Source organism: Streptomyces sp. NPDC031132 (assembly GCF_055570595.1).
Map to the genome: position 1 here is coordinate 167531 of NZ_JBVIGX010000014.1, position 23722 is coordinate 191252.

The following is a 23722-nucleotide window of genomic DNA, read 5'->3' on the forward strand; positions in this document are numbered from 1 at the left end:
GACGCCCGGTGGGGGTAGGTCGTTCGTGCAAGGTGACCTCGGGATCCATGAGGAGATCAGCTGTGTACGCAGTAATGCGGCGTTACGAGGGAGTGACTGACTCTGCCGAGGTAGGACGCCGAGTGGACGAGGGATTCGTGCCCCTGCTCCGCCGGGTCCCCGGTTTCGTGGCGTACTACTGGGTGGACGCCGGGGACGGGGTGATGGTCTCCACCAGCGTCTTCGAAGACCGATCCGGGGCCGAAGAGTCGATCAAGCAGGCGGCGGACTTCGTGAGGGACAACCTCGCGTCACTGCTCCCCAACCGTCCTCAGGTCACGGCCGGCCCGGTGGTGGCCGCTGGGTAGCGACCTGCGAAGTGGGCCGCTGGTTCCCACCCCCACCGGCAGCGGAGCCTAGGCAAGTCCGCCGGGTCGTTGTGGGGGCCAGTCGGGGGCGGGGTCCTCGGCGAGGAGCGGCCGGAGGGCGCCGAGAACCGCTCCGATGCAGACATCGCGCAACTGGTTGCGGGTGCAGGTCTCGTGGGTGAGCCAGTCGACGCAGAGGATCTGTACGAAGACCAGCCAGCTCTTCAGTACGCCGGACACGGCCTCGCGGGCGCTCTCGTCCACGACGGGGAGCACGGCCAGGAGCCGCGCCCGTAGCGCGTCGAGCTCGTTCGCCATGATCGTCTGGATCACCGGGTCGCCCGCGAGGGCCTGGTTCGCGGCGAGGACTGCGTTGCGGTTCGCCACGAAGTAGTCGAGATGGACGTCCATCCCCTGGACGAGCTGTTCCACGAGGGAGTCGGCAGGGGCGAGCCGCGTCGCGGCGAGCAGCTGGTCCGCGGCCTGCTGGTAGACGGCTGCGAAGAGGGCTTGCTTGCTGGGGAAATGACGGTAGAGCAGGGCCCGCGAGACCCCGGCCTCTTCGGCGACCTCCTCCATCAGTACGTCGGCGTACGGCCGGGCGGCGAAGAGCCGTGCGCCGACGGCGAGGAGTTGGGCGCGGCGGTCGGCGGGAGCGAGTCGCTGGCGAGGAGACATGGATCCAGTTTAGTTGACATGTGTCTACTACTGGCCTCAAGGTGTTGGTAGACACACGTCAACTACGCTCCACCAACGCTGCTTGGAGGAACCATGGCCAGGGCTCTGCGTGTACTCACACAACTGATGGGCTGGTCATGCGTGGCGATCGGCCTGCTCCACGTGGCACTCGGCAACGCCGCCATCCCCGGAGCCGGTTCCGCCGGTGCGACGGTCGACAGCTGGGGCCGGTTCATGGGGGCCGCCTTCGTCGGCTACGGGCTGGCCTGGCTCTGGGCGGCACGGCAGCGCCCGATCCCGGCTCCGGCGGTGCGGTGGCTGGCCGCCGTTTTCCTCCTGGGTGGCGTGGGTCGAGTGCTCTCGCTCGCCGTGCACGGCTGGCCGCAGTGGTTCCAGATCGCCCTTGCGGCGATCGAACTCGGCATGCCGCCCGTCTTCTTCTGGCTGGCCGACGCGGAGGAGCGGGCGCTGCGCAGGGACGTGGAGGCCGTGCCCGCCGGGTGAGCGAACGCGGCCGCGCCCGCCCGGCGCGGACCGCACACACGGCGCCGCATCGTCACACCGCACCGAGGCGGCCGAACTCATGGGCGGCGGCCCGGGGTCCGGGCCCGCAGCCGTTCGGTCGGCGCGGCCCGTGTACGGCGGCCGGGGGCGGGGCGCCCGGCCCACACGACCAGGGGGCGCGGCGTCTGCGGCGGCCACGGTGAGGGTCGTGTCACTGCTCATCGCCGCGTCGGGCGGGCGAGGCGGGCCTGGCGGGCGGCGGCGAGGTCGAGCACACCGTTGACGGCGATCCTGGGCGGGCTGTCGAGCGTGACGGCGTGGCTGCGCAGCATCGACACCAGGTGCCGGCCGACCGAGGGGGCTTCGGCGGGGATGCCCCGGTCGAGGGCGGCGGCGAGCATGTCGGCGAGCTCGCGGGCGTGGTGAGCGAAGGCGTCGGCGGCGTGCCGGGCGGCCTCGGCAGGGCGGTGGCGGCGGGTGAGCTGGTGGGCGAGGGTGGCGAACGCCGTCCCGGGCAGGACGGCGAGGAGCTGCTCGGCGTCGAGCTCGTCGGCGAGGCGGCGCAGCATGGCGGCGGCGGTGGCGCGCGGGAGGTTCGAGCGGACGTCGGCGGGGCCCTGGTTCGGAAGGGTGACGATCAGGCGGTGGGTGTCGAGGGAAGCGTGGGTGACGACGTCGGGTGTGCGGGTCACGGGGAGGGGCTCCTGTCCGGGGTCGAGGTACTGCTCACGCGAGGGAGAGGGGCCGCGACCGGCCGCGGCGAGCGGTTGGAGCGGCATCTGTGAGCTGTGGTGCGGGACCCACGGGTCGTGCGCGGGTGTGCCGGCCGCATCCGGCGCTCCGGGGCTGCCGGCGGGCACGGGCTTTCGCCGTTCTTCCGTTCGGTGGTCGCCGGTCGAACGTGCGCGGGGTGGACGTGATGCAGAAGGCGGCGACTGCGGCGCCTCCCCGGGTGCACCTGAGTTCGGAGTCGTCGACCAGGTTGCCGACGACGGTCAGAGGCGTCCTGTCCGACACCCATGGGTTCCGGGTTGAACAGGGGCCGGCCAGGAGGACTCTCGGGCGGGGCGTGCAGCGTCGGACAGCCGAAAGGGAAGGCCGGTGAGCTCCTCGGACAGCTCCCACAGCCGGCGGGCGGTGGCGGTGTCACGGATGGCGCGCTCCCGGTTGCGCAGGACCGGCTCGCCGCGTAGCTGCAGCGGCCCGTCGGGCACGACATACGCTCCGCCCGGCAGGTCCGGGACGGTCGCGGCGTACAGGGAAGTCTTGGCGCCTTCAGGGGTGGGACGGAAGGCGACGCGAAGCAGCAGCCGGGTCAACGCTCCATAGAGTCGGCTGCGGTTGCGGTTGGCGCCGCCGGTGAGGACGTTGGTGCGGGTGAGGCCCGGGGCGACGGCCATGCTCCGCAGCCCCAGACCGGCGGCGTCGGCGCGGCGTTGCAGTTCGATGGCGAAGTAGAGGTTGGCGCGCTTGGACTGCAGGTAGGCGAACATCGCGCGATAGCGGCGCTCGGCGTTGAGGTTGTCCAGGTCGAAGCGCGCGAACCGCTGGCCTTCGCTGCTGACGGTGACCACCCGCGGATCGGGCGAGGCCAGCAGATGGGGCAGCATCAGCCCGGTCAGGGCGAAGGTGCCCAGCTGGTTGATCCCGAACTGCGACTCGAAGCCATCGGCGGTCCGGGCATACGGCACCATCGCCACGCCGGCGTTGTTGACCAGCAGATCGAGCCGGTCGTGGTCCCAGCCGTCGGCGAAAGCCCGTACGGAGGCAAGGTCGGCCAGGTCGAGGGGGCGCACCTCGGCACGGGCGCCGGGTGCCCGGGCGAGCAGGCGATCCAGGGCGGCCTGCCCGCGTCGGGGACTGCGGCAGGCCAGCACGACATGGGCGCCCCGGCGAGCGAGTGCCTCTGCCGTGACCTGGCCGATGCCGCTGTTGGCTCCGGTGACCACCGCCAGGCGGCCGGATTGGTCGGGGATGGAGTCGAGGGTCCACGTAGGGGAAGCGCTGGACAAGGCTTTCCTTCTCCTGGGTCGAGGGCGTCCGGCCCTCGGCCGGACAGGAACCCCTTCAATGCAACTTTTAGTTGCGATAGGCTGGAGCCTGACACGTGATTGCCCGCTAATGCAACTAGGAGTTGCAATGGAGTTGGATTCCTCCGGCCCCGCCCGCCCCGTCGGGCGCGGCCGCAAGGCACAGGCGGCGGTGCGCGCCGCCACCCTCGCCGAGCTGCAGGACCGGGGATACGCCGAGCTGACCATCGAGGGCGTGGCCCAGCGGGCCGGGGTGCACAAGACGACGCTCTACCGGCGTTGGACGGACCGCGCGAGCCTGGTCGTCGACGCGCTCTCCGAGCACTTCGCCACCGACATCCCCATTCCGGACACCGGCGCGGTCGAAACCGACCTGCAAGCGCTCACACGGGCGCTCGTACTGAGCATGACGGGCCCGGTGGGCAGGGCGGTGCAGACCGCGCTGTTCTCCGATGCCGGCCGGCTGCCGGAGATCGCCGAGGCGCGGCGACACGTCCTCGCCGACCGGTTCCGGCGGGCCGAGCCCGTGGTCGCCCGCGCCATCGAGCGGGGCGAACTCCCGGCGGGGACAGATCCTGCCGAGCTGTTCAAAACAATGGTCGCTCCGATCTACTTCCGGTTGCTGGTCAGTGCCGAGCCGGTCGAGGAGGGCACCGCCGACCTGGCCGTGCGGATCACGCTCGCCGCTGCCCGCGCCGGCGTTCTGACACACGACTCCGCCGTAGCCGCCAAGACGACCGAGGAGGCGGACGCCGGCCAGGAATGAAGGGCAGAATGCGCTGATCGACTGCTGGGGGCGCGCAGCGCCGATGCCGATCCTGACGTCACGGCGGACGCACGGCCGGCGATGGTCAGCTCGAGGTCGAGTCGACGGCAAGGATCAACGTCCGTGGAGGACCGAGTTGACGTTCCGCGATCACCAGGAACATGACGTGACGATCGTCGCTGTCGCCCCCTTCGGTTCGAAGGTCGAAGTGGACGGGTGTGGCGGCGTATTCGGGTTCGTCGACCAGGCGAAGCATCCGTCCTGGTGGGACGAGAGCGTGGCGCCACCCTGCGCGGGCGACAAGCTCCACGTCTGTGTCCTCGACCCCACCCGCGAGCCGTATCCCCGCCTCAGCGCGCTGCAGGTCGACATCGACATCGCCCGACGTCTGCGCGGGGAAGCGTAGCCGGAGCGGGCAGTGAGGGTCGTACCAGCGGTCGGGACCGGCGAGGAGGGCTCCTGCTGCCGCACTGGCGGCGGCCCGTGCCCGCTGTCAGGTTTCCGTCAAGATCAACGCTAGGCTGTTCCCTGCCATTTTATGGGGGATTTCATGGACACAGACATAAAGACGCACTACGTACGGCAAAGTGCGGGAGGTACCCGTTCGGCCGCCGAAGCCGCACTGGAGAACCTTCGCCGGTCGCTCGACTCGAGCGACACGGCAGCCGACGGCCACCACGGCTGGGCCTCCGCGGCGGCGTTGAAGCGGTGCGCGACCGCGTGGGAGGACCACATGGTCGACCTGGGGAAGCAGATGGACACCATGGCCGACAACCTCCACACCACGGCCAACGCCTACGACACCACGGACTTCCAGGCGAGGGACGCCTGCAGCAGGCTCCAGCACGGCCTCGCCGACTTCGGGAGGAACTGACCCGTGGTCACCTACCACGACCTGTACGACTGCCGCGTGGACCAGTGGCAGAAGGCCGCGGACGACTGGGTCGACCTCGCCCGGCGCTCCTCCTCCGCCTGCGAGGACATCCGCGCACAAGGCAAGAAGCCCCTCGACGACCACTGGGCGGACGCCACCGGCAAGACGGCCGGCAAGCGCCTGGAGGACCTCGCCAACCGCCTGGAGTCCGGCGGCGACATCATGAAGGGCGTGGCCATGGTCCTCGACGCCCTGGCCCATTCCATGGGCCTCGCCCAGCGCACCCTCTCCCACGCGGTCGAGCTGGCGAACGAGCACGGGCTGGGCATTCAGGACGGCCGCGCCGTGGGCGCGTACACGGGCGCCGCCCCGGTGGGGCCGAACGTCCCGCAGGACGTGCGCGACGCCTACACCAAGGAGCAGGGGCACGTGTCCACGGTCAACGCGCTGATCGACGAAGCCCTGCGCGAGGCCTCCCAGGCGGACGCGAAGGCCTCCGCCGAACTGGACAAGCTGGCGAAGACCATCAACGTCTCCGACACCTCGCAGGCGCACAACGAGATCCTGGTCGAGGCGTCCCACATCGAATTCGAGATGCTGAGGGCGGACATCCCGGTCGGGAAGGACCCGCAGCTCGTCCGCGCCTGGTGGGACGGCCTGACGCCGCAGCAGCAGAAGGACCTCATGCGGGCCGATCCCGTGACCCTCGCCGACCTCAAGGGCATGCCGCCCGAGGTCGGACGCGAGCTCCGCGGCCCCGACGGCAAAATAGACCGGGTCGAGATGGTGCGGTACGCCCTCGACCACTGGGACAAGAAGGACGACCTGGACTACGGGGCAGGCGGGAACTGCACCAACTTCGTGTCGTCCAGCCTGGAAGCGGGCGGCATGAAGAAGAAGATCTCCCCGTGGACGGGGCTCATGGGCGACGACACGTGGGGCCGCCAGAGCGGGACCGGTTGGGACTGGCTCGATCAGAACGCCTACCACTCCGAGTCCTGGGCGCGGGCCGAGGGGCTGCAGAACTTCCTGCTGCGCCACGGCAGCAAGGAGGTCCCGCGGGCAGACGCGCGGCCCGGTGACATCATCTTCTACGAGCAGGTGGCGCCCGGCACGGAAACCGCCCCGGGCGAGACCCATCATGCCGCCGTCGTCACCTCGGTCACCCCTGACGGGGACATCAAGCTGACCCAGCACACGAGCTCCTTCCAGAACGTGAGCCTGGACAGCCGGGAACACATCGCTAACAGGAACGGGGGCGAGCAGCGCATCCGCATCGTCCGCCCGGAACCGGATTGGTACTGATGGCCGCCTCCTCGCCCTCCCCCGCCACGAGCGACGGCACCGCGCGCCCGCGCGCCGTCACGTTCGGCACCGTGACGGCGGCACTGACGGTGCCGCTGCTGGTCGTGGCCGGCGCGGCCACCTCCCTGCACACGCAGGACATCCAGCACGCGTGGGCCGATCGGCAGCGGGAGGCCTGCCGGCACCTTCCGTTCCCGATGACGGAGTACGTGGCCGGGTGGGCCGGTGCAGTGCTCGGCGTGGCAGCGGTGGCGGTGTGCGTGCTGCTGGCGCGACGGCTGCGCGGCCGGTACGGCGTCCGGCTCGGGGAGACCTGGCCGGGTCTGCTCGCCGGCATCACCGTGTGGTTCAGCGTTCTGGCGATTCCGATGGAACTGATCCAGCTGTACGTCGTGTACTCGGCCGCCGCGGCGGGGATCAACCTCGGCGACGGGTGTTAGCCGCCCACGCCGCGCGGCGCACCGGGTACCCGCCGCGCGGCCACAGGATCATCGCTGGCAGGACTTCATGAGTGTTGACATCTTCGTGTGCCGGTTCGAGAACGATGAGCCGGCGACGCTGGACATGCGTGCCGCGCACGAGGTCCTCGCCCCCAACACGGTGGTGCGGGACCCCGCGACGGACTTCCTGCTGGTGCGTACGGCAGAGGGGGCGGAGGCGTGTGTGTACTTCAACAGCCCGACCGGCATCACCTTCAACCGCTGCGAAGGGGAAGGGATCATGGACCTCTTGGCCGTCCTGCTGCGACGGCTTGATGCCGTTCTCATCGTCCCGGGCGGCCCGACCGTGATCCAGCGGGACGAGGACCGCGAGCTTCTGCCCGCCTCCCTCAGGGACGAGTGGCCGGTCGTCGTGGCCCGTACCGGCGCCGAGATCGACCGGGCGATCCGGCTGTCCTGAACGCCCTCGAGGAACGGGCGAGGGCCGCAACACCTCGGCGCACCTGAAGAACCGTCCGGCTTCGGTTCGTGCGCCAACACTCATACCACGCATGAGCAGGGAAGTAAGCTCTCCGTTTATTCGGACTGGCTGGATATGATCGATCTGCACCCTCACCCCACGGGGCCGCGTCGGCAGTTCCCCCATGTCCTCTCCCGAGGACCGTGCTCGGCTGTCCGTGGGCCCCTCCCCGTTCCACCGCTCCCGAGGACCGATGTCTCCGATGGAACCCGAAGGTCCGCCAAGCCCGCCTCCCCTTCGGCGCCGCCGCACCGTGCGCCTGCGTACGATGCTCGTCTGCCTGGCCGTCGTTCCGACCGTGGCGATGGCCGCCCAGGTGACCGTGACCGCCCAGCGGTTGCTGGCCCAGTCCGAGCACCTGCGCACCGATGTGGAAGCCGGCGAACGCATCGGTGTACCGCTGGTCGGGCTCATGACCCAACTGCAGGCAGAGCGGGCGGTGACGGCGGCGCGGTGGGCGGGCACCTCCGTCGCCGACGACGACCTCCGCGAGAAGCGGGCGGCAACGGACCGCGCGGTGGCGGAGATCAAGCAGGTCTCCGGCAGCAGCAGCGGCGCTGCGCAGCCTTCCGCGCAGAGCGGCGGCCGCCTCGGCGAGGTGGGCGGCCGGCTCGAGCAACTGACTGCGTTCCGCAAGCGTGCGGACGCCCACAGCGGCAGCGCCGATCAGGTGGTCGACTACTACACCGGCGTGATCGACGACATCATCCGCGCATACCAGGATGAATTCAGCCACGCGGAGGACGCTGAACTCGCCCAGGAGAGCAGGCCGGCCATCGCCCTGTTCTCCGCAGCAGAGATGGTCGCGCGCGAGGACACTCTCCTCGCTCTGGCCGGGCCGTCCAAGGAGCTGGCGTCCACCGGTTTCTCCGAGTTGCTCGATGCACTCGGCACCCACCGGTACCTGTACGACACCTGGATCGTGCCGTACCTGTCGCCCGCGGAACAGGATGCGTACGACAAGCTCACCGCCTCGGACGCCTGGCGCACCAAGATCCGCATCGAGAACGCGGTCGTGAGCAACCACCAGGACACCGCGTCCGGAGTGAAGCTGCCGGCCGATGTCGGCGGCTGGCGTGCCGCGCACGACGCGTTCGCGCCGCAGTTGGCCGCGCTCAACGCGGACCGGTCGCGGAGCGTGCTCGCGCACGCCGATGCGAAGGCCGCCGAGCTGGAGACCGAGGTGTACTGGCTGGTCGGGGGCAGCGGCGGCGCCCTCCTGCTGGTCACCGGGGTCGTCGTCCTCACCACGCGGTCGGTGCTGCGCAGGCTGAACCGCCTGCACACCCGTACGGTCGCCGTCGCAGAGGAGACCCTGCCCGACGTGGTGGCCCGGCTCCAGGGCGGGCAGGCCGTCGACACCGAGGCGTTGCCGACCTTCCGTGGGCACCAGGACGAGGTCGGGCGGATCAGCGACGCGTTCGCCCGCGTCGTCGCCGTGTCCGTCGACGGACACCGGCAGCTCGCGGCCGAGCGGCACGGGTTCGGCCTGTTCGCCTCGGGCATCGCCTCACGCACCGGAAACCTCGTCAGCCGCCAGCTGAGCCTGACCGAGGACCTCCAAGACGCGTTCGGCCACGACGAGGCGCTTCTGGCCCAGTTGATGCGGTCCGACCAGTTGACGGTGGGAATTCGGCGCCAGATCGAGAACCTCCTCATCCTCGCCGGCGGCGAGATCCCGGACCCGCACACCGAGCCCATGCGCCTGGCCGACCTGTTGCGCGAAGCCGCCGCGGAGGTCGAGGACTTCCGGCGGATCGAACGCCATGCGCTGGACGAGGCGAGCGTGCAGCCGCACGTGATCAGTCAGATCAGCCACCTGCTGGCCGAGCTGTTGGACAATGCGACCCGGTTCTCTCCCCCGCGCTCCAAGGTGGTCGTACGCGCCGAACTGACGGCGGACGGGCTGTCGATCGAGATCGAGGACCGCGGACCGCGCGTGGCGGCTGCCGGGTACGAAGAGATGAACCGGCGACTGCACACGGCGCCGCCGTACTCCGTCCTCGCGGAGAACGCGCACCGGCTGGGCCTCTTCGTGGCGGGCCACCTGGCCGACCAGCTCCGGGCCCGGGTCACGCTGCGGCGCTCGGTGTACGGGGGGACGGCGGCCGTGGTGATCCTGCCGAGCGAGCTCCTCGTTCCGACCGGACGGGAGGGCGAGCGGGTGCCCGTGTCTGCGGAGCCCGGGCCCAGGCCCGCGCCCGACCCGGATCCGGAGCCCGCCACCGCGCTCACGCCCGTACGGGCACCCGCCCCCGAGGTCAGGCCGGCCCCCGCCCCCATGCCCGTACGACTGCGAACCGAGCAGGCGTCGCCCGCTCGCTCCGGATCCGGTGACGGCGCGCGCCCGCCCTTGCCCGAGCGCGTCCCACAGACCCACCTCACCCGGCAACTCCGCGGGCCCCGCGCCCCGGAGCCGGACTCCGGCCGGGACACGGCGACACCCGAAGAGGTGGCCGACGCCTGGGCGGACTACGAAGAGGGAACCCAGAAAGTGGAAGCAGAGCTCAGACAGGATCAGCCATGACGACGACAGCCAACGACATGATCTACAGCGTCCTGGACAACAACCTGAGCAGGATCGCCGGCATCCAGGGAGCCGTGCTCCTGTCCAACGACGGGATCAAGCTCAGCGCCTACCTGCTCGAGCGGGACCAGGCGGAGCGCATCGCGGCCGCGTCCTCCGGGATCGCCGCCACGATGAAGGCGATATCGAGGGAGGTCGGCGGCGGCGGGGTCATCCGCCAGCTGGTGGAGATGAACGACCGGTACCTCTGCATCGTCGGGTGCGGTGAGGGCAGCACGCTCATCGTGGTGACGTCCCGCAAGGCACGGCTCGGGGAGCTGGGAGGCGAGGCGGTACGAACCGCCCAGGCGCTCGGCGAGTGGCTGGGCACCCCCGAACGCACCCCGCCGCCGTCACCGACGTCGACACAGGCGTCGACGTCGTAATGCCGGACGAGCCGCAGCGTCGCCGGAGCCTGCGCCGGACCCGGCTGTACGCGTTGACCGACGGACGTACAGCCGCAACTCCGCAGACCGCCCTCACCATGGACACCACGATCACGGCTGCGGTCACCGAGGACGACGCCCTCAGCGGCCTGCCCACCGAATGGCGTGCCATCCTTGCCATGTGCGCGCCGTCCGGCGGACTGGCGGTCGCCGAGATCGCCGCGCGGATGCACATGCGCCTCACTCCGATGACGCTCCTCCTCGGCGAACTCGCGGACCGCGGGCTCATCCGCCATCGGCCACCCCTGGAAAGGGCCGAGACCACCAATGTCCACCTGCTCATGAAAATCAGGGACAACCTTGCCCGGATATGACACCTCCGATGCTCCTGTCCAGGAAGCGTCCCCTGTCAAGATCCTCATTGCCGGTGGGTTCGGGGTCGGCAAGACGACTCTGGTCGAGGCGGTCTCCGAGATCGAGCCGTTGCGTACGGAGGAGCGCCTCACGAGCGCGGGAGTCGGTGTCGACGACCTTGACGGCATCGAGTCCAAGACGTCGACCACCGTCGCGATGGACTTCGGCCGGATCACCCTCGCCGACGCCGGCGTCGTCCTCTACCTGTTCGGCACACCCGGCCAGGAGCGCTTCTGGTTCATGTGGGACGACCTGCTGAACGGGGCCCTCGGGGCACTCGTACTCGTCGACACGCGACGCCTGGACCGCGGCTTCCCTGCCATCGACTTCTTCGAGAGCCGAGGCCTGCCGTTCGTCGTCGGCGCGAACTGCTTCCACGGCGAACAGCCCTACACCGCCGAGGAGATCGCCGCCGCACTGCACCTGCGCGACCCGGCCACGCCGGTTCTCCTGCTCGACGCCCGCTCCCGTACGGACGCTCGCGACGCCCTGCTGGCCCTGCTCGACGTGGTCATCGCCGAGGCGCGGACCGCGGCGAGCGCCTGACCGGCCGTCAGGGGGGGGCGTCGGCGTGCGGAGCGCGCGAGGTCGACGTCCCGTGTCCTGGCAGCGGTGGTGGTCACGAACGTCTCGTTTGTGGCCGACCGCCCACTGTTTGACCGATCGGAACTGACGTACAAGTGAAGGCCGTGCAACATCCGGCAGGCCCGTGCTCGGGGAGGCACAACGGTCTGCCGGACCGTGCTCGTTCGACCGATCATTTCAGGGGGCATCATGCGCATACCCTTACGTGCCTGGATTCTGGTGGGGGCGGGCCTGCTCGCCGTGGGCGCCGGTCCGGCCTACGGGGCCGACACGTCGTCGGCCGAGTCGGCGGCGGGGACCGTGCAGTACGCCGTGCAGGACCTCGGCACCCTGGGCGGTACCCGTAGCAAGGCGACCGCCATCGACGGCAACACGGTCGTCGGTAGCTCACTGACGAGGCGCGACGCCGCCGAGCACGCCTTCGCATACGACCTGCGCAGGCACACCATGACCGATCTCGGCACGCTGGGGGACTCCAGCCGGGCGACCGGCGTGGAGGGGGACTACGTCGTCGGGGAGTCGGACCTCTCCGCCGGCGGCCCGACTCACGGATTCGCCTACAACGTCCGGACCCGCCGGCTCGTCGACATCGGCACGCTCGGCGGCAGCACCACCATCATCACGGGCCTCAAGGGTGACACCGTGGTGGGGACCTCGTCGCTGTCCGGCGACGTGGTCACCCACGCGTTCGCGTACAGCCTGCGGACCCGGACCATGACCGATCTCGGCAGCCTCGCCGGCCCCTCGGGCAACAGCAGCGCGGCGGCCGTCAGCGGTGCGATCGTCGTGGGCAGCTCCTCCGTGCCGAACGCGCCGGCCACCACGAAGCACGGGTTCGCGTACAGCCTGCGGACCCGGACCATGACCGATCTCGGCACCCTCGGCGGAAGCTCCAGCACAGCCAGCGACATCAGCGGTTCCACCGTGGTCGGTCAGTCTCGGACGGCCGGCAACGGACTCACCGGATACGCCTACGACCTCCGCACCGGCATCCGCACGGACCTGGGGTCCCGCTTCCTGACCGCGCAGTTGATCAGCGGGAGCACCGTGGTCGGCGGCGACGGCTTGCTCGCCAGCTCGTTCGACCTCACGACGCGCACGAGTGCCGTGATCGGCTCCGGGCGTGGTGTCACCGAGGTCAAGCAGATCACGGGGAACGTCATGGTCGGAAACAACTTCGCCCCCAACTCCTTCGCGTTCGTCGCCCGCGCCGACAGCGGCGCATTCACCTACCTGACGTCCCTCGGCGGTCTCAACTCCTCCGCTACGCAGGTCAACGGCCACGGCGTCGTCGCAGGCAGCGCCGCACTTCCGCCCGCCGACCCGTCCACTGCCAACGGCCCTTTCCATGCCGCCGTCTGGGTGCCTCAGCCGGTGGCGTAGGCGAGCGGGAACCCGGTCAGCCTTCCTCGCACAGATCGCAGAGCGTGGCGACCAGTGTGTCGCAAGCCAGTGGAACCCGGTACGCGTTGGCGCGGACGGTGCGGGCGGCGGTGAGTTCCTCGAGCGCGGCTGCCGCGAACCGGTCCGCGGTCGCGGGCCCGCCGCGCAGGACGGCTTCCGCCCGCCGTGCGCGCCACGGCGTGGTCGCGAGTCCGCCGAACGCGATGCGCGCGTCCCTGACCCTGTCGCCGTCGGTATCGACGGCCACGGCGACAGATACCAGCGCATAGCTGAAAGCAGCCCGGTCCCCGACCTTGCGGTAGCGGGAGCGGGCCGCCATCGGCAGCGCGGGCAGCTCCACCGCCGTGATGAGTTCACCGTGCTCGAGGACGGTTTCGAGCTCCGGGCGGTGCCCGGGAAGTCGGTACAGGGAGGTGACGGGAATGCGACGGGTGCCGGTGTCGTCCCGTACGCAGACCACCGCGTCCACCGCGCACAGGGCGACCGCCAGGTCGGAGGGGTGCACGGCCGCACAGCTCTGCGACGCACCGAGCACGGCGTTGTGCTCGCTGCGCTCCTCCACGGCCGAACAGCCGGATCCGGGGTGCCTCTTGTTGCACCGGGTCTCGGGGTTCAGGAAGTAGGGGCACCGCGTGCGCTGCATCAGGTTCCCCGCCAGGGTGGCCATGTTGCGCAACTGAGGTGAAGCACCGGCCAGCAGGGCCTGCGAGACGACCGGATAGCGCCCTCGCACCTCGGGATGGGCGGCGAGATCGGCATTGCGGACGGTGGCCCCTATGCGCACACCGCCGTCGGGGAGCACTTCGACCCGGTCCAGGGGCAGGCCCGTGACGTCCACCAGCAGACGCGGACGGACGATTCCCAGCTTGAGGTGGTCGAACAGGTTCGTGCCGCCGGCCACGAACACGGCCTCGGGATCCCCCACGACCAGCGCTACGGCCTCCCGCACGGTGGCGGGGCGCTCGTACCGAAACGGCTTCATGTCCCGTTTCCCGGTGCCGCCGCATCCCTCACACGGCGCACGCTGAGCGGCAGGCTGCGGATCCGGCGACCGGTCGCGTGGTGGACGGCATTGGCGATGGCCGCCGCCGTCCCGACGATGCCGATCTCGCCGACGCCCTTGGCCCCCATGGGGCTCGTGTCGAAGTCCTCCTCGTCGATGCAGAGGGCCTCGATCTCGGGAGCGTCGGCGAAAGTCGCCACGTGGTACGCGGACAGGTCACGGGTGTGGAAATGCCCGTCCGTCCGGTCGATGACGCCCTCCTCGCACAAGGCCATGGAAAGGCCCATGACCATGCCTCCGACCAACTGCGATCGCACGGTGAGGGGATTGATCACACGGCCCACGGCGAAGACGCCGAGCAGGCGCGGCACCCGGATCTCCCCCGTCGTCGTGTCCACGGTCACCCGGGCGAATTGGGCCCCGAACGCGTGCTGGGAGTGGGCGCGCGGCACGGAGAGCTCCTCGAGGGTGTCGGCAGTGGCTTCGAGGCCGCCGTCCGGCACCCGGCCGCCGCGTCGCGCGATGTCGGTCAGCAGCGCCTCGCAGGCGCGCACGACAGCCGTTCCCCACGAGGTCGTCCCGCTGGACCGGCCGGCCCAACTGGCCGAGGGGTAGGCGCTGTCGCCGATCTCCACCGAGACGTGGTCCACGTCGGTGTGCAGGGCGTCGGCAGCGATCTGGGTCAGCGCCGTACGCGCCCCGGTGCCGATGTCCACGGCCGCGATGCGCACGGTGTAGTGGTCGTGGCCATCGGTGTGGACGCTCGCCCGGGAGGGGAACCGGTACTGCGGAATGGTCGACGCGGCGACGCCCAAGCCCACGAGCCGGCGCCCGTCGCCGTGCTCCGCACGGAGGCGGTCGCGTTCGGCCCAGCCGAACCGCTCCGCGCCCAGCCGCAGGCAGGTGGCGAGGTTCCGTGTGCTGAAGGGCCGGCCGCTGTGCGGATCGTGCGCGGTGTCGTTGCGCAGGCGCAGCTCGACCGGGTCGACCGAACAGGCAACGGCGAGCTCGTCCATGGCCGATTCCAGCGCGAACATCCCGGGGCATTCACCGGGTGCGCGCATCCAGGTCGGCGAGGGAACGTGCAGCCTCACCTGCCAGTGCCTGGTCTCGCGGTTCGGCGCCGCGTACATGGTGCGCGTGGGCGCGGCCGGGTACTCGCAGTGGTCTCCCGTCAGGGAGGTCTGCTCGAACGACACATGGGACACGGCGAGGAGGTGCCCGTCGGTCTCGGCCCCGAGACGGATCCGCTGAATGGTCGGTGTCCGGTATCCGGCCACGACGCTGAGCTGCTCCCGAGTGAGAACGGTCTTGACCGGCCGGCCGACGGCGAGAGCCGCCATGGCGGCGATGACCACCTGGGCTCTCGGCGCGGCCTTGGAACCGAACCCTCCTCCCACGTGCCGGGCGATGACACGCACCTGGTCGGGGCGGATGCCGAAGAGGTGGGCGAGGATGTCATGCGTTCCGGACGGCCCTTGCGTAGTGTCGTAGACGGTCAGCGCACCGTCGTTCCAATACGCGACCGTCCCGTGCGGTTCGAGGGCATGGTGGTGATACGGGGGCGTGGTGTAGGTGGCCTCGATCCGCACCGGAGCGTGCGACAGGGCCGACTCCACGTCGCCGTGCGAACAGTCGGTGGGAAAGAAGGGCCCGTGGTCCGGGGGCTGTTGGAATCCGTCGCACGCGACGTCGAGGCTGACCCTGTGGGGGGCCGCGGTGTAGTCGATGCCCACCGTCCGCGCCGCCTCGTGGGCGATCTGCGGGGTCTCGGCGACGACCGCGGCGACGAACTGGCCCCGGTAGGCGACCGAAGGGGACTGGAAGACGGCGAGGTCGGCGGCGCCGGTCGGGCACAGCCTCGGGCAGTTGCCGCCGTGAATCACGGCCAGCACTCCGGAACGGGCGAGGGCTTCCTCAGGATGGACCGCCGTGACCCGTCCGTGAGCGACCTCCGCCGGAACCACTGCCGCGTACGCGAGGTGCGGCAGGGTCACGTCGGCGGTGTAGCGAGCGCTGCCCGTGACCTTCTGACGGGCCTCTCGTCGGGGCAGGGCCGCGCCGACGGACGACGTGCGCGGCGCGGCGACGGGCGTGCGCGTCACGGCGCCACATCCATGATCGCTGCCACGATGTTCTGGTACGCACCGCAACGGCAAAGGTTTCCGCTCATGCGCTCACGGATGTCCGCCTCCGTGAGGACCGGAACGGCCGGGGGCCGTCCGGTCGTGGAACCGGGCGATCCCCGGGCGACCTCGTCGAGCATTCCGATCGCGGAGCACAGTTGTCCGGGGGTGCAGAATCCGCACTGGAAGGCGTCGCGCGCGACGAAAGCCTCCTGCAGCGGATGGAGGTCCGCTCCGCCCAGGCCATCCACGGTCACGACGCGCGCGTCGCCGCACGCCACGGCGAGGGTCAGACAGCTGTATACACGCCGACCGTCGACCAGCACGGTGCAGCAACCGCAGTGGCCGCGATCACAGCCGGCCTTGGCTCCGGTCAGACCGAGGGAGTCACGCAGGACGTCGAGGAGAGACATCCTGGTATCGATCGTCAGATGACGCTCCTGTCCGTTGACGTGCAGTGCGAGATCTGCTCGGACGGCCGGACTCTCCTCGACCGCCTCGAGTGACGGTGCACTGTGCATGGGGCACGACCCCCGTTCTGATGAGCTGCGGGGCCCGGACGCGCCTGCGGCGGACTCTCGCACGTCTCCGCAACCTTCTACTCTACGCCTCTACTGGATCTTGCGCCTGAGGAGCGTCGGGGGCGAAACGCCGCGTACGCCGCCACGCGGGCGGCCCGCCGGCAACCCTGCGGCGGGTGACCCCACGGTTGATGCCGCCCGCTGGGCGCACAGGCGCGGTGCCTCGCCCGGAGCAATCGCCACAGCCGCCCGTATCGCGTCAGGTCGGCGATCAGCAGAGGCACGGAGCACGAGCACGCCGCTCTCCCCCGGGTCCGCGGTCGAAGCGGCGCACCACGTCGTGAGGCAGAGCGAGCGCATCAGAGCCACCGGCGTGCGCTGATGCATGATGATGTTGACTACCATCGCGGGTAGTTGACGTGCGGACCGGCCTGGGGGGCCTCTTGTGAATGACGCGGTCGAATTGGCGGACATGATTGCGCAGCTGCGCCGGGAGCTGAGCCGCGCGATGTCCGCCGGCGAGGAATCCGACCTGAAGTTCAAGGCGGAGCGCGTGGAATTGGAACTGACCGTGGGAGTGGAGCGGACCACGGAACCGGGCGTGAAGGTGCGGTTCTGGGTCTTCGACGCCGGCGCTTCGGCGAAGCGCTCGGCAACCGTCACCCAGAAGCTGACCCTCACGCTCCAGCCCGTACGGGCAGACGCGCCCGAGCAGATGGCCCTGATCTCCGGGGACGAGCTGGTCGGTGAGCGCTGAGGCGGCCGCCGGGCGCGGCGGACTCGACCCGCACCGCATCGCCGAGGTCATCGTCACCACCGCCGCCGGAGGCGGGCGGCGGGGCTCGGGGTACCAGGTCGGCGACACGGCGGTACTGACCGCCTTCCACGTGGTGGCCGGGGCGGCAGACGTGCTGGTGCGCTTCGACGCCGACCGGCCGGGGCAGTGGGCCGCGACGGCGGAGCTCGCCTGGTCGGATCCCGGGACGGACGTCGCGGTGCTGACCTTCACGGCCCCGCCGGGCGCGGCGCCTGTCCCCTCCGCGCGGTTCGGCCGCATCGGCGACGACCGCCACGCCGTCATCGACGTCCACGCAGCGGGCTTTCCCCTGTGGAAGCGTCGGCGCGGCGCCGACGGCAGGCAGTTCCGGGAACTACACCAGGCCGACGGAACCGTGGCCGCCCTGTCCAACCTGCGCACCGGAACCCTGGAGATCACGGTCGCGCCGGCGGCCGCCGACCCCGACCCCGCGGCATCACCCTGGTCCGGGATGTCCGGGGCCGCCGTGTGGGCCGGGCCGTACCTCGTCGGGGTCGTCGCCGAACACCACCGCGGAGAAGGCCTCGGCCGGCTCACGGCGGTCCGCATCGACCACACCCTGCAGCGGGTCGCCGACGGCCCCCGGGCGGAGCTGGCCTCGCTGCTGACCCTCCCCGATCACACGGCACTACCGGAGGTCGGCGCCGAGCCGGACGGCCCGGACGCCGCGGGCCCGCCCGCCTCGTCGAAGGTCATCGGGCTGCCGGTCGCGCACGGCCTCGAGCTGTTCAAGGACCGGACCGAGGCCCGGGACCAGATCGGCCACCACCTCGCGGACCCGGGCGTCCGGATGGTCACCGTCACCGGACGCCGGGGCATCGGCAAGAGCGCGGTCGCCGCCAAGGTCATGGAGCTGCTGGAACACGGCGAGTGGCCGGGCCACGCCCAGGCGCGGCTTCCGGCGGGCCTGGTCAACCTGAGCACGCGCACCTCCGGGGTCTCCCTCGAACGCCTCTATTTCGACTGCGCCCGCGCCGTGGGCCCCGCGCACGAAGCACGCCTGCTGGACGTGTGGGCCGCCGACCGCCCCGTGCCGGACAAGATCGACGAACTGTTCGCCGCGATGGGGGACCGACTCTTCGTCATCCTGGTCGACAACCTGGAGGACCGGCTCCTGGACGACGGCCGGCTCGACGACGAGGAACTCGACACGTTCTTCGACTGCCTCTTCCGGGCCCGGGGCACGCCGAGGCTGCTGGTCACCTCGCAGCTGCCGCTGCGCCTGCCTCCCGAGCTGCGCCGGTTCGCCGCCGAGGTCGAGCTGTCCGACGGTCTGCCGCCCGCCGAATCCGTCGCGCTGCTGCGCGAACTCGACCAGGACGGCTCCCTCGGTGTGGCGCAGCTCTCGGACGAGGAGCTGCTCCAGGCGGCGGTCCGCGTCCACGGGGTTCCGCGCGCGCTGGAACTGCTGGTGGGCGCCATGGCCGACGACACCCTGATGCTGCCGACTCTGGAGGACGTTCTCGAGGACTTCACCTTGCGCGGTGACGTGGTCTCCGGCCTGGCCCAGGACCGCTACCAGCGCCTGGGGGCCGACAGCCGCAGTGTGCTCAACGTCCTCGCGGTGCTGCGCACCCCCGCGCCGCGTGAGGCGGTCGAGTGGATCGTCGGCGGCCTCGACCCGGCGCTCGACGTCACTGCTGCCCTGTCCGGCCTGCTGCGGATACGCATGCTGTCGGTGGACCGGGGAACCCGCACCTTTGCCCTGCACCCGATGGACGCCGACCTCGCGTACGACGCCCTGCCGAGCGAAGGCGCGCTGGGGCGGCCTGGGTTGGAGCGACGCGCGGCCGAGTGGTACGCGCGGATCGCCCCGCCCCGCCGGGACTGGCGCACGCTGGACGACGTACAGGCCTACCGGCGCGCATTCGACCACCGGGTGCGGGCCGGGGACATGGACGAGGCAGCGTTCGTCATGGGCACCATCGGGCAATGGATGGTGTGGCACGGCTCCGCGGTCGCCGCGATCTCGATGCACCTGACACTGGAGGAACAAGTGAACGACGACCGGGCACGACTCGCCCACCTCATCAGCTTCGGGCACGCCCGGTTGAGCGGCGGCCCGCTGCCGCACGCGCTCGAACTCTTCACCGAGGCCGCGGAGGTGGCTGAGCGCATCGAGGACCGTCGCGCGCTCCAGGAGGCCATGTTCGGCCTCGGCGACGCGCACCGGCAGCTGGGCCGCTTGGAGGAGGCGACGGTGCCGCTGGCCCGGGCCGGCGCGCTGGCCCGGCAAAACGGCGATGCCGAGGCGGAGGCCCACGCCGTCCTCAGCCTCAGTCTCGCCCACAGCACCCTCGGCGACGGGGAGGCGGCCCTGGCGGGCGCCGACCGGCTGGGCGAACTCGCCGCGGCCTCAGGGGACCAGCTCACCGAAGCCCGCTCCTGGAACGCCCGCTTCACGGCCCTGCTGATCCTGGGCCGCTGGGAGGAGACCATCGCGGCGGGCGACCGGGCCGTACGTGCCTACGCGGCCGCGGGCGTCCAGGAGGCGACGGACTACGCGCTGAACGCCAAGGGCGTGGCCCTGCTCGCCCTGGGACGCCCCGAGGAGGCTCTGGCCTGCCTGGAGGAGGCGCTGCGCGCGGCGTCGGCCATGGAGAACCCGCGGACCGAGGGCGTATGCCTCTACAACACCGCCTGGGCGCAGTGGACCCTGGGCCGGTACGGGCAGGCAGCCGAGGCGGCCGAACGCTCGGCCGCCTCCCTGCACCGCGCCGGGGTCACCGAGGCCGCGGCGGCACAGGCACTCGGCGAAGCGGCCCGCGCCAGGATGGTGCCCGCTGCGCGTGCGGCGGCCGATGCCCTGGACCGGGCGGCGCAGGGCGCCGGCAGCAACGTGGAGATGGTCCGCCCGGCCTGGCTGACCGCACAGGCCGAGCACTTGCGCGTCCACGCCTGAGGCGTTCGCCATGCCGGCGTGCGCGACGACACCGCTCGTCGGCAAGCCTGCCCCGACGGCCGTTGGCTCGTCCGGGCGGCCGCCGGGAGACACCGCCTTGGGGGCGGGGCAGACGTCGTCGCGTTCGGGGCGTCAGGACAGCCGGCACGCGTGGAGCCGGTTGGAGCGGATGTTCCCGAACGACGCGGGGAGCCGGGCGATGCCCTGGTCCGGGCGGAGGGTTCGACTCTGGCCCCGGTACTGCGTGCCGTTGTACACGGTGACGCACCGGCCCCACAGCCGGCCGTTGCGGCGCCAGGTTCCGGCACTGTTCCACACGGACTCACCGCCGTTGAATCCGACGTATGCGGTCGTCTCCGGATACCGCGGCATGTCCTGCGAGACGAAGCTCGCCACGCCCGTGTAGTCCGGGCCGGTCCAGCCGCACACCCAGCCGGACGTGCACGGCTCGGACGGGGTGGGGGCGACCTGCGCCGGCGGGGTGGCGGGGGCGGGGGTGAAGGCGACGCAGACCGCGCAGACAGCCACAGCGGCTGCCGCCCCCCACCTCCCATCGCGCGGGCGGCGGTCCCTTCGCCGTCCCTCGGCCGAAGCGCGTACGGTCACGGGGATCACCACCACTCTCCGGGAAGCCGCAGGCGCGCGACGGCCTGCGGGGACTGTTCCATCGCACCGCCGGTCCGCCTTGATCGCACCATCGGACGCCGTGCCCGGTCTCGACCGCTACCCCCGTTACCGCCCCGTGGCCCGGTGAAACGAGACATGACCGCGCACCGCAATGCTCCGCCTGACCCTTCTCGCGCCTGAGCTCTGACGCCTCGCGGGATCCTGATCAGCTGATCGGAGCACCGTGAACGAACTAGGACGGAACCTGACCTGGTTCGGTCGTACTGTCGTCACGTCAGCAGGAACCCGCAGAGAGGACGTACCGATGAAGCACACCGCGCCCGAGGGCTACACCAGCGTCGCACCGTGGGTCGTCACCAACGACACCGGCGCGCTGCTCGACTTCATCACCGCGGCGTTCGACGGAGAAGAGCTCGCTCGCGTGCCCGTCGAAGACGGCACCATCGGCCACGGCGAGATCCGCATCGGCGACACGGTCGTACTGGCCTTCGACCGCCGGCCCGACTGGCCGGTGATGCCCGCGCTGCTGCGCGTCTACGTCCCCGACGCGGACGCCGCCATGGCCTCCGCGGTGGCGAACGGGGCAACGGTGATCACCGAGGCCGCCGACAGCGCGTGGGGCGACCGGGGTGGCAGGGTGCGCGACCCGTTCGGCAACATTTGGTGGGTGTCGAGCCGGGTCGAGGACGTCGCACCGGACCGGGCCTGGCAGCGGATGTCGCAGCCGGAGTACGCAGAGTCGATGCGCATCGCCCAGGAAACGCTGGACGCCGAGCTCAGCGGGCGGGACTCCGGGGTGTCCAGCGCCCCCCAACGTCCGGCCTCCTGACCCTCGTTCGGCCGGGCACCGGTGAAGGTGGCGCGTTCGGGTGGCGACATCGGCCGGGACCGGCACGAGGGGGCCGGGCTGAAGCTCGGGCCGTGGACGATGGCCCAAGGCCTGCCGCGGCTCGTCGCGACGGGCATCCGGCTCGCGCGCCTTGCCGACGCCCGCTGCATGTCGTCCTCGGCGCCGATCTCGGCCGCGGCCTCGCCCAGGCCGTCGGCCTGGTCGCGAAGGTCCAGCGGGTGGCGACCAACTGGACGCCGCCCGCTACGGGGCCGACTCCGCCCGCCGGATGATCCGTTACCGCACCTCCAGCTGCGGCTGCGGCTACTTGGCCTGTAGCGCGGCCAGTCGTTGTTCGAACGGCACCACCTCGAGGCCGTCGGCCGGATGCACCGAGGTGATCGCCCCTGTCAGGGAACGGGGTGCGATCGCGGTCGTGGTGTCGACGTCCGGGATGGCGTCCCGATCGGCGGGCGCCATGAAGCGTGCCAGCTCCGTGCCCGCACGGGCGATCCGTTGCGCCAGACCCTCCTCACCCCACTCCTGCGAGGCTGCGTACACGGCGGTCGGAAGGGCGAGGGCGCGCAGGTGGCTGAAGAGCGGGCGCAGCGCGTGTTCGGTGACCAGGGAGTGCCGGGCGGTGCCGCCCGTCGCGCCGAGGAGCACCGGTTTCGCTGTGAGGGCGTCCTTGTCGATGATGTCGAAGAAGGATTTGAACAGGCCGCTGTACGACGCCGCGAAGACGGGAGTCACGGCGACCAGGCCGTCTGCGGCTGCCACCGCGTCGAGCGCGGCGGCCAGCCGGACGGGCGGGAATCCGGTGACGAAGTGCTGGGCGATCTCCGTCGCCAGGTCCCTCAGTTCGATCACTTCGAGCTCGGCGTCCACCTGGCGCAGCGTCGCGGCTGCGAGCCGGTCGGCGAGCAGCCGTGTCGAGGAGGGCGAGCTCAGTCCTGCCGATACGACGACGAGCTTCATGCCTGCGTCTCCTCCTTCGCAGTCTCCTGGGCGGCCGCGACACGGGCCGAATGGGTCGGGGCGTCGGGCACGCCGGCCGGGCGCAGGTTCGCGAACTCCTTGCGCAGCACCGGCACGACTTCCTCGCCGAGCAGGTCGAGCTGTTCCAGGACGGTTTTCAGGGGCAGACCCGCGTGGTCCATCAGGAACAGCTGGCGCTGGTAGTCGCCGGCGTAGTCCCGGAAGGACAGGGTTCGCTCGATGACCTGCTGCGGCGAGCCGACGGTCAACGGGGTCTGCGAGGTGAACTCCTCCAGGGACGGGCCGTGGCCGTACACCGGCGCGTTGTCGAAGTACGGACGGAATTCGCGCACCGCGTCCTGCGAGTTCTTGCGCATGAACACCTGGCCGCCCAGCCCGACGATGGCCTGCTCGGGGGTTCCGTGCCCGTAGTGGGCATAGCGCTCGCGGTACAGGTTGACCATCTGCCGGGTGTGGGACGCCGGCCAGAAGATGTTGTTGTGGAAGAAGCCGTCGCCGTAGTACGCGGCCTGTTCGGCGATCTCCGGGGAGCGGATGGAGCCGTGCCATACGAAGGGTGCCACGCCGTCGAGCGGGCGCGGGGTGGAGGTGAAGGACTGCAGCGGCGTGCGGAACTTGCCCTTCCAGGTGACGACGTCCTCGTCCCACAGGCGGCGCAGCAACGCGTAGTTCTCGATGGCGAGGTCGATGCCGTCGCGGATGTCCTTGCCGAACCAGGGGTAGACCGGTCCGGTGTTACCGCGGCCCATCATCACGTCGACGCGGCCGTCCGCGACGTGCTGGAGCATCGCGAAGTCCTCGGCGATCTTCACCGGGTCGTTCGTGGTGATCAGCGTCGTGGACGTGGACAGGATCAGGTTCTCGGTGCGCCCGGCGATGTAGCCCAGCATCGTCGTCGGCGAGGAAGGAACGAACGGCGGATTGTGGTGCTCGCCGGTCGCGAAGACGTCGAGGCCGACCTCCTCGGCCTTCTGCGCGATCGCGAGCATCGCCTTGATGCGCTCGTGCTCGCTCGGCGCGCGTCCGGTCGTCGGATCGGCCGTGACATCGCCGACGGTGAAGATCCCGAACTGCATGGC

Annotated in this window: 25 protein-coding genes and 1 pseudogene; 16 read left to right on the forward strand and 10 right to left on the reverse strand. The window is 71.0% G+C overall.

Annotation, left to right across the window (positions count from 1 at the left end):
* Window positions 1-122 precede the first annotated feature (122 nt).
* Window positions 123-347 (forward strand): hypothetical protein, encoded by a 225-nt coding sequence (locus ACZ49B_RS22410; RefSeq protein WP_468308584.1) that lies wholly within the window; start codon window positions 123-125, stop codon window positions 345-347.
* A gap of 48 nt (window positions 348-395) precedes the next feature.
* Here ACZ49B_RS22410 and ACZ49B_RS22415 read toward each other — a convergent pair whose 3' ends face one another.
* The gene (locus ACZ49B_RS22415) at window positions 396-1025 is read right to left on the reverse strand and encodes a TetR/AcrR family transcriptional regulator (protein ID WP_468308585.1); all 630 of its coding nucleotides are present in this window, start codon (window positions 1023-1025) and stop codon (window positions 396-398) included.
* 93 nt (window positions 1026-1118) lie between these two features.
* On the opposite strand from ACZ49B_RS22415, the gene ACZ49B_RS22420 reads away from it, so the two are divergent.
* Complete coding sequence (locus tag ACZ49B_RS22420) at window positions 1119-1529, forward strand: DUF4345 domain-containing protein (protein WP_468308587.1); 411 nt, start codon at window positions 1119-1121, stop codon at window positions 1527-1529.
* 218 nt (window positions 1530-1747) lie between these two features.
* Here the strand turns inward: ACZ49B_RS22420 and ACZ49B_RS22425 are convergent, their stop codons facing one another.
* From ACZ49B_RS22425 to ACZ49B_RS22435, 3 genes and pseudogenes are all read right to left on the reverse strand, one after another.
* Window positions 1748-2221: a hypothetical protein gene (locus ACZ49B_RS22425; RefSeq protein ID WP_468308590.1), complete on the reverse strand. Its 474-nt coding sequence runs from the start codon at window positions 2219-2221 to the stop codon at window positions 1748-1750.
* A gap of 170 nt (window positions 2222-2391) precedes the next feature.
* Window positions 2392-2546 (reverse strand): annotated as a pseudogene (locus tag ACZ49B_RS22430) (single-stranded DNA-binding protein); the annotation flags it as partial.
* On the reverse strand, window positions 2525-3541 hold the full coding sequence (locus ACZ49B_RS22435; RefSeq protein WP_468308593.1) for an oxidoreductase: 1017 nt from the start codon (window positions 3539-3541) through the stop codon (window positions 2525-2527). The pseudogene ACZ49B_RS22430 and the gene ACZ49B_RS22435, both read right to left, overlap by 22 nt.
* A 127-nt stretch (window positions 3542-3668) precedes the next feature.
* On the opposite strand from ACZ49B_RS22435, the gene ACZ49B_RS22440 reads away from it, so the two are divergent.
* The 11 genes from ACZ49B_RS22440 (at window position 3669) to ACZ49B_RS22490 (ending at window position 12798) form a co-directional block, all read left to right on the forward strand.
* Entirely contained in the window at window positions 3669-4325 is a 657-nt protein-coding gene (locus ACZ49B_RS22440) for a TetR/AcrR family transcriptional regulator (RefSeq protein ID WP_468308595.1), read from the forward strand.
* Between the two features lie 166 nt (window positions 4326-4491).
* On the forward strand, window positions 4492-4731 hold the full coding sequence (locus ACZ49B_RS22445) for a hypothetical protein (RefSeq protein ID WP_468308598.1): 240 nt from the start codon (window positions 4492-4494) through the stop codon (window positions 4729-4731).
* A 144-nt stretch (window positions 4732-4875) separates the two neighbouring features.
* Complete coding sequence (locus ACZ49B_RS22450; protein WP_468308600.1) at window positions 4876-5199, forward strand: type VII secretion target; 324 nt, start codon at window positions 4876-4878, stop codon at window positions 5197-5199.
* Window positions 5200-5202: 3 nt separating this feature from the next.
* A complete protein-coding gene (locus ACZ49B_RS22455) occupies window positions 5203-6504 on the forward strand; it encodes an amidase domain-containing protein (protein WP_468308603.1) in 1302 nt (433 codons plus the stop codon).
* Window positions 6504-6944, forward strand: a complete 441-nt coding sequence (locus ACZ49B_RS22460; RefSeq protein WP_468308605.1) for a hypothetical protein — start codon at window positions 6504-6506, stop codon at window positions 6942-6944. Before ACZ49B_RS22455 ends, ACZ49B_RS22460 begins: the two co-directional genes overlap by 1 nt.
* A 67-nt stretch (window positions 6945-7011) precedes the next feature.
* Window positions 7012-7404, forward strand: a complete 393-nt coding sequence (locus ACZ49B_RS22465) for a hypothetical protein (RefSeq protein ID WP_468308606.1) — start codon at window positions 7012-7014, stop codon at window positions 7402-7404.
* Window positions 7405-7717: 313 nt separating this feature from the next.
* A complete protein-coding gene (locus tag ACZ49B_RS22470) occupies window positions 7718-9991 on the forward strand; it encodes a sensor histidine kinase (RefSeq protein ID WP_468308607.1) in 2274 nt (757 codons plus the stop codon).
* Complete coding sequence (locus tag ACZ49B_RS22475) at window positions 9988-10416, forward strand: roadblock/LC7 domain-containing protein (protein WP_468308609.1); 429 nt, start codon at window positions 9988-9990, stop codon at window positions 10414-10416. The genes ACZ49B_RS22470 and ACZ49B_RS22475 overlap by 4 nt, the downstream gene beginning before the upstream one ends.
* Window positions 10416-10790, forward strand: a complete 375-nt coding sequence (locus tag ACZ49B_RS22480; protein ID WP_468308611.1) for a DUF742 domain-containing protein — start codon at window positions 10416-10418, stop codon at window positions 10788-10790. Before ACZ49B_RS22475 ends, ACZ49B_RS22480 begins: the two co-directional genes overlap by 1 nt.
* A complete protein-coding gene (locus ACZ49B_RS22485; protein ID WP_468308613.1) occupies window positions 10777-11376 on the forward strand; it encodes a GTP-binding protein in 600 nt (199 codons plus the stop codon). The genes ACZ49B_RS22480 and ACZ49B_RS22485 overlap by 14 nt, the downstream gene beginning before the upstream one ends.
* Before the next feature lie 228 nt (window positions 11377-11604).
* Complete coding sequence (locus ACZ49B_RS22490; protein ID WP_468308616.1) at window positions 11605-12798, forward strand: hypothetical protein; 1194 nt, start codon at window positions 11605-11607, stop codon at window positions 12796-12798.
* 16 nt (window positions 12799-12814) lie between these two features.
* On the opposite strand, the gene ACZ49B_RS22495 is transcribed toward ACZ49B_RS22490, so the two are convergent.
* Genes ACZ49B_RS22495 through ACZ49B_RS22505 form a run of 3 tightly spaced genes read right to left on the reverse strand, consistent with a single transcriptional unit; the run spans window position 12815 to window position 16469 of the window.
* Entirely contained in the window at window positions 12815-13801 is a 987-nt protein-coding gene (locus ACZ49B_RS22495) for an FAD binding domain-containing protein (RefSeq protein WP_468308618.1), read from the reverse strand.
* Window positions 13798-15927: a xanthine dehydrogenase family protein molybdopterin-binding subunit gene (locus tag ACZ49B_RS22500; RefSeq protein ID WP_468308621.1), complete on the reverse strand. Its 2130-nt coding sequence runs from the start codon at window positions 15925-15927 to the stop codon at window positions 13798-13800. The genes ACZ49B_RS22495 and ACZ49B_RS22500 overlap by 4 nt, the downstream gene beginning before the upstream one ends.
* Window positions 15924-16469 carry a (2Fe-2S)-binding protein gene (locus ACZ49B_RS22505; protein ID WP_468308624.1) on the reverse strand — a complete coding sequence of 182 codons (546 nt, stop codon included), beginning with the start codon at window positions 16467-16469 and terminating at the stop codon, window positions 15924-15926. Before ACZ49B_RS22505 ends, ACZ49B_RS22500 begins: the two co-directional genes overlap by 4 nt.
* Window positions 16470-16914: 445 nt before the next feature.
* On the opposite strand from ACZ49B_RS22505, the gene ACZ49B_RS22510 reads away from it, so the two are divergent.
* Both ACZ49B_RS22510 and ACZ49B_RS22515 read left to right on the forward strand, forming a co-directional pair.
* The gene (locus ACZ49B_RS22510; RefSeq protein ID WP_468308626.1) at window positions 16915-17226 is read left to right on the forward strand and encodes a trypco2 family protein; all 312 of its coding nucleotides are present in this window, start codon (window positions 16915-16917) and stop codon (window positions 17224-17226) included.
* Entirely contained in the window at window positions 17216-20188 is a 2973-nt protein-coding gene (locus ACZ49B_RS22515; RefSeq protein ID WP_468308629.1) for a tetratricopeptide repeat protein, read from the forward strand. Before ACZ49B_RS22510 ends, ACZ49B_RS22515 begins: the two co-directional genes overlap by 11 nt.
* Window positions 20189-20320: 132 nt before the next feature.
* On the opposite strand, the gene ACZ49B_RS22520 is transcribed toward ACZ49B_RS22515, so the two are convergent.
* Entirely contained in the window at window positions 20321-20716 is a 396-nt protein-coding gene (locus tag ACZ49B_RS22520) for a peptidase inhibitor family I36 protein (protein WP_468308630.1), read from the reverse strand.
* A 403-nt stretch (window positions 20717-21119) separates the two neighbouring features.
* On the opposite strand from ACZ49B_RS22520, the gene ACZ49B_RS22525 reads away from it, so the two are divergent.
* The gene (locus tag ACZ49B_RS22525; protein WP_468308633.1) at window positions 21120-21644 is read left to right on the forward strand and encodes a VOC family protein; all 525 of its coding nucleotides are present in this window, start codon (window positions 21120-21122) and stop codon (window positions 21642-21644) included.
* A gap of 324 nt (window positions 21645-21968) precedes the next feature.
* On the opposite strand, the gene ACZ49B_RS22530 is transcribed toward ACZ49B_RS22525, so the two are convergent.
* Window positions 21969-22622, reverse strand: coding sequence for a CE1759 family FMN reductase (locus ACZ49B_RS22530; RefSeq protein WP_468308635.1), 654 nt, complete (start codon window positions 22620-22622; stop codon window positions 21969-21971).
* A complete protein-coding gene (locus tag ACZ49B_RS22535) occupies window positions 22619-23719 on the reverse strand; it encodes an LLM class flavin-dependent oxidoreductase (protein WP_468308638.1) in 1101 nt (366 codons plus the stop codon). The genes ACZ49B_RS22530 and ACZ49B_RS22535 overlap by 4 nt, the downstream gene beginning before the upstream one ends.
* Between the last annotated feature and the right edge of the window lie 3 nt (window positions 23720-23722).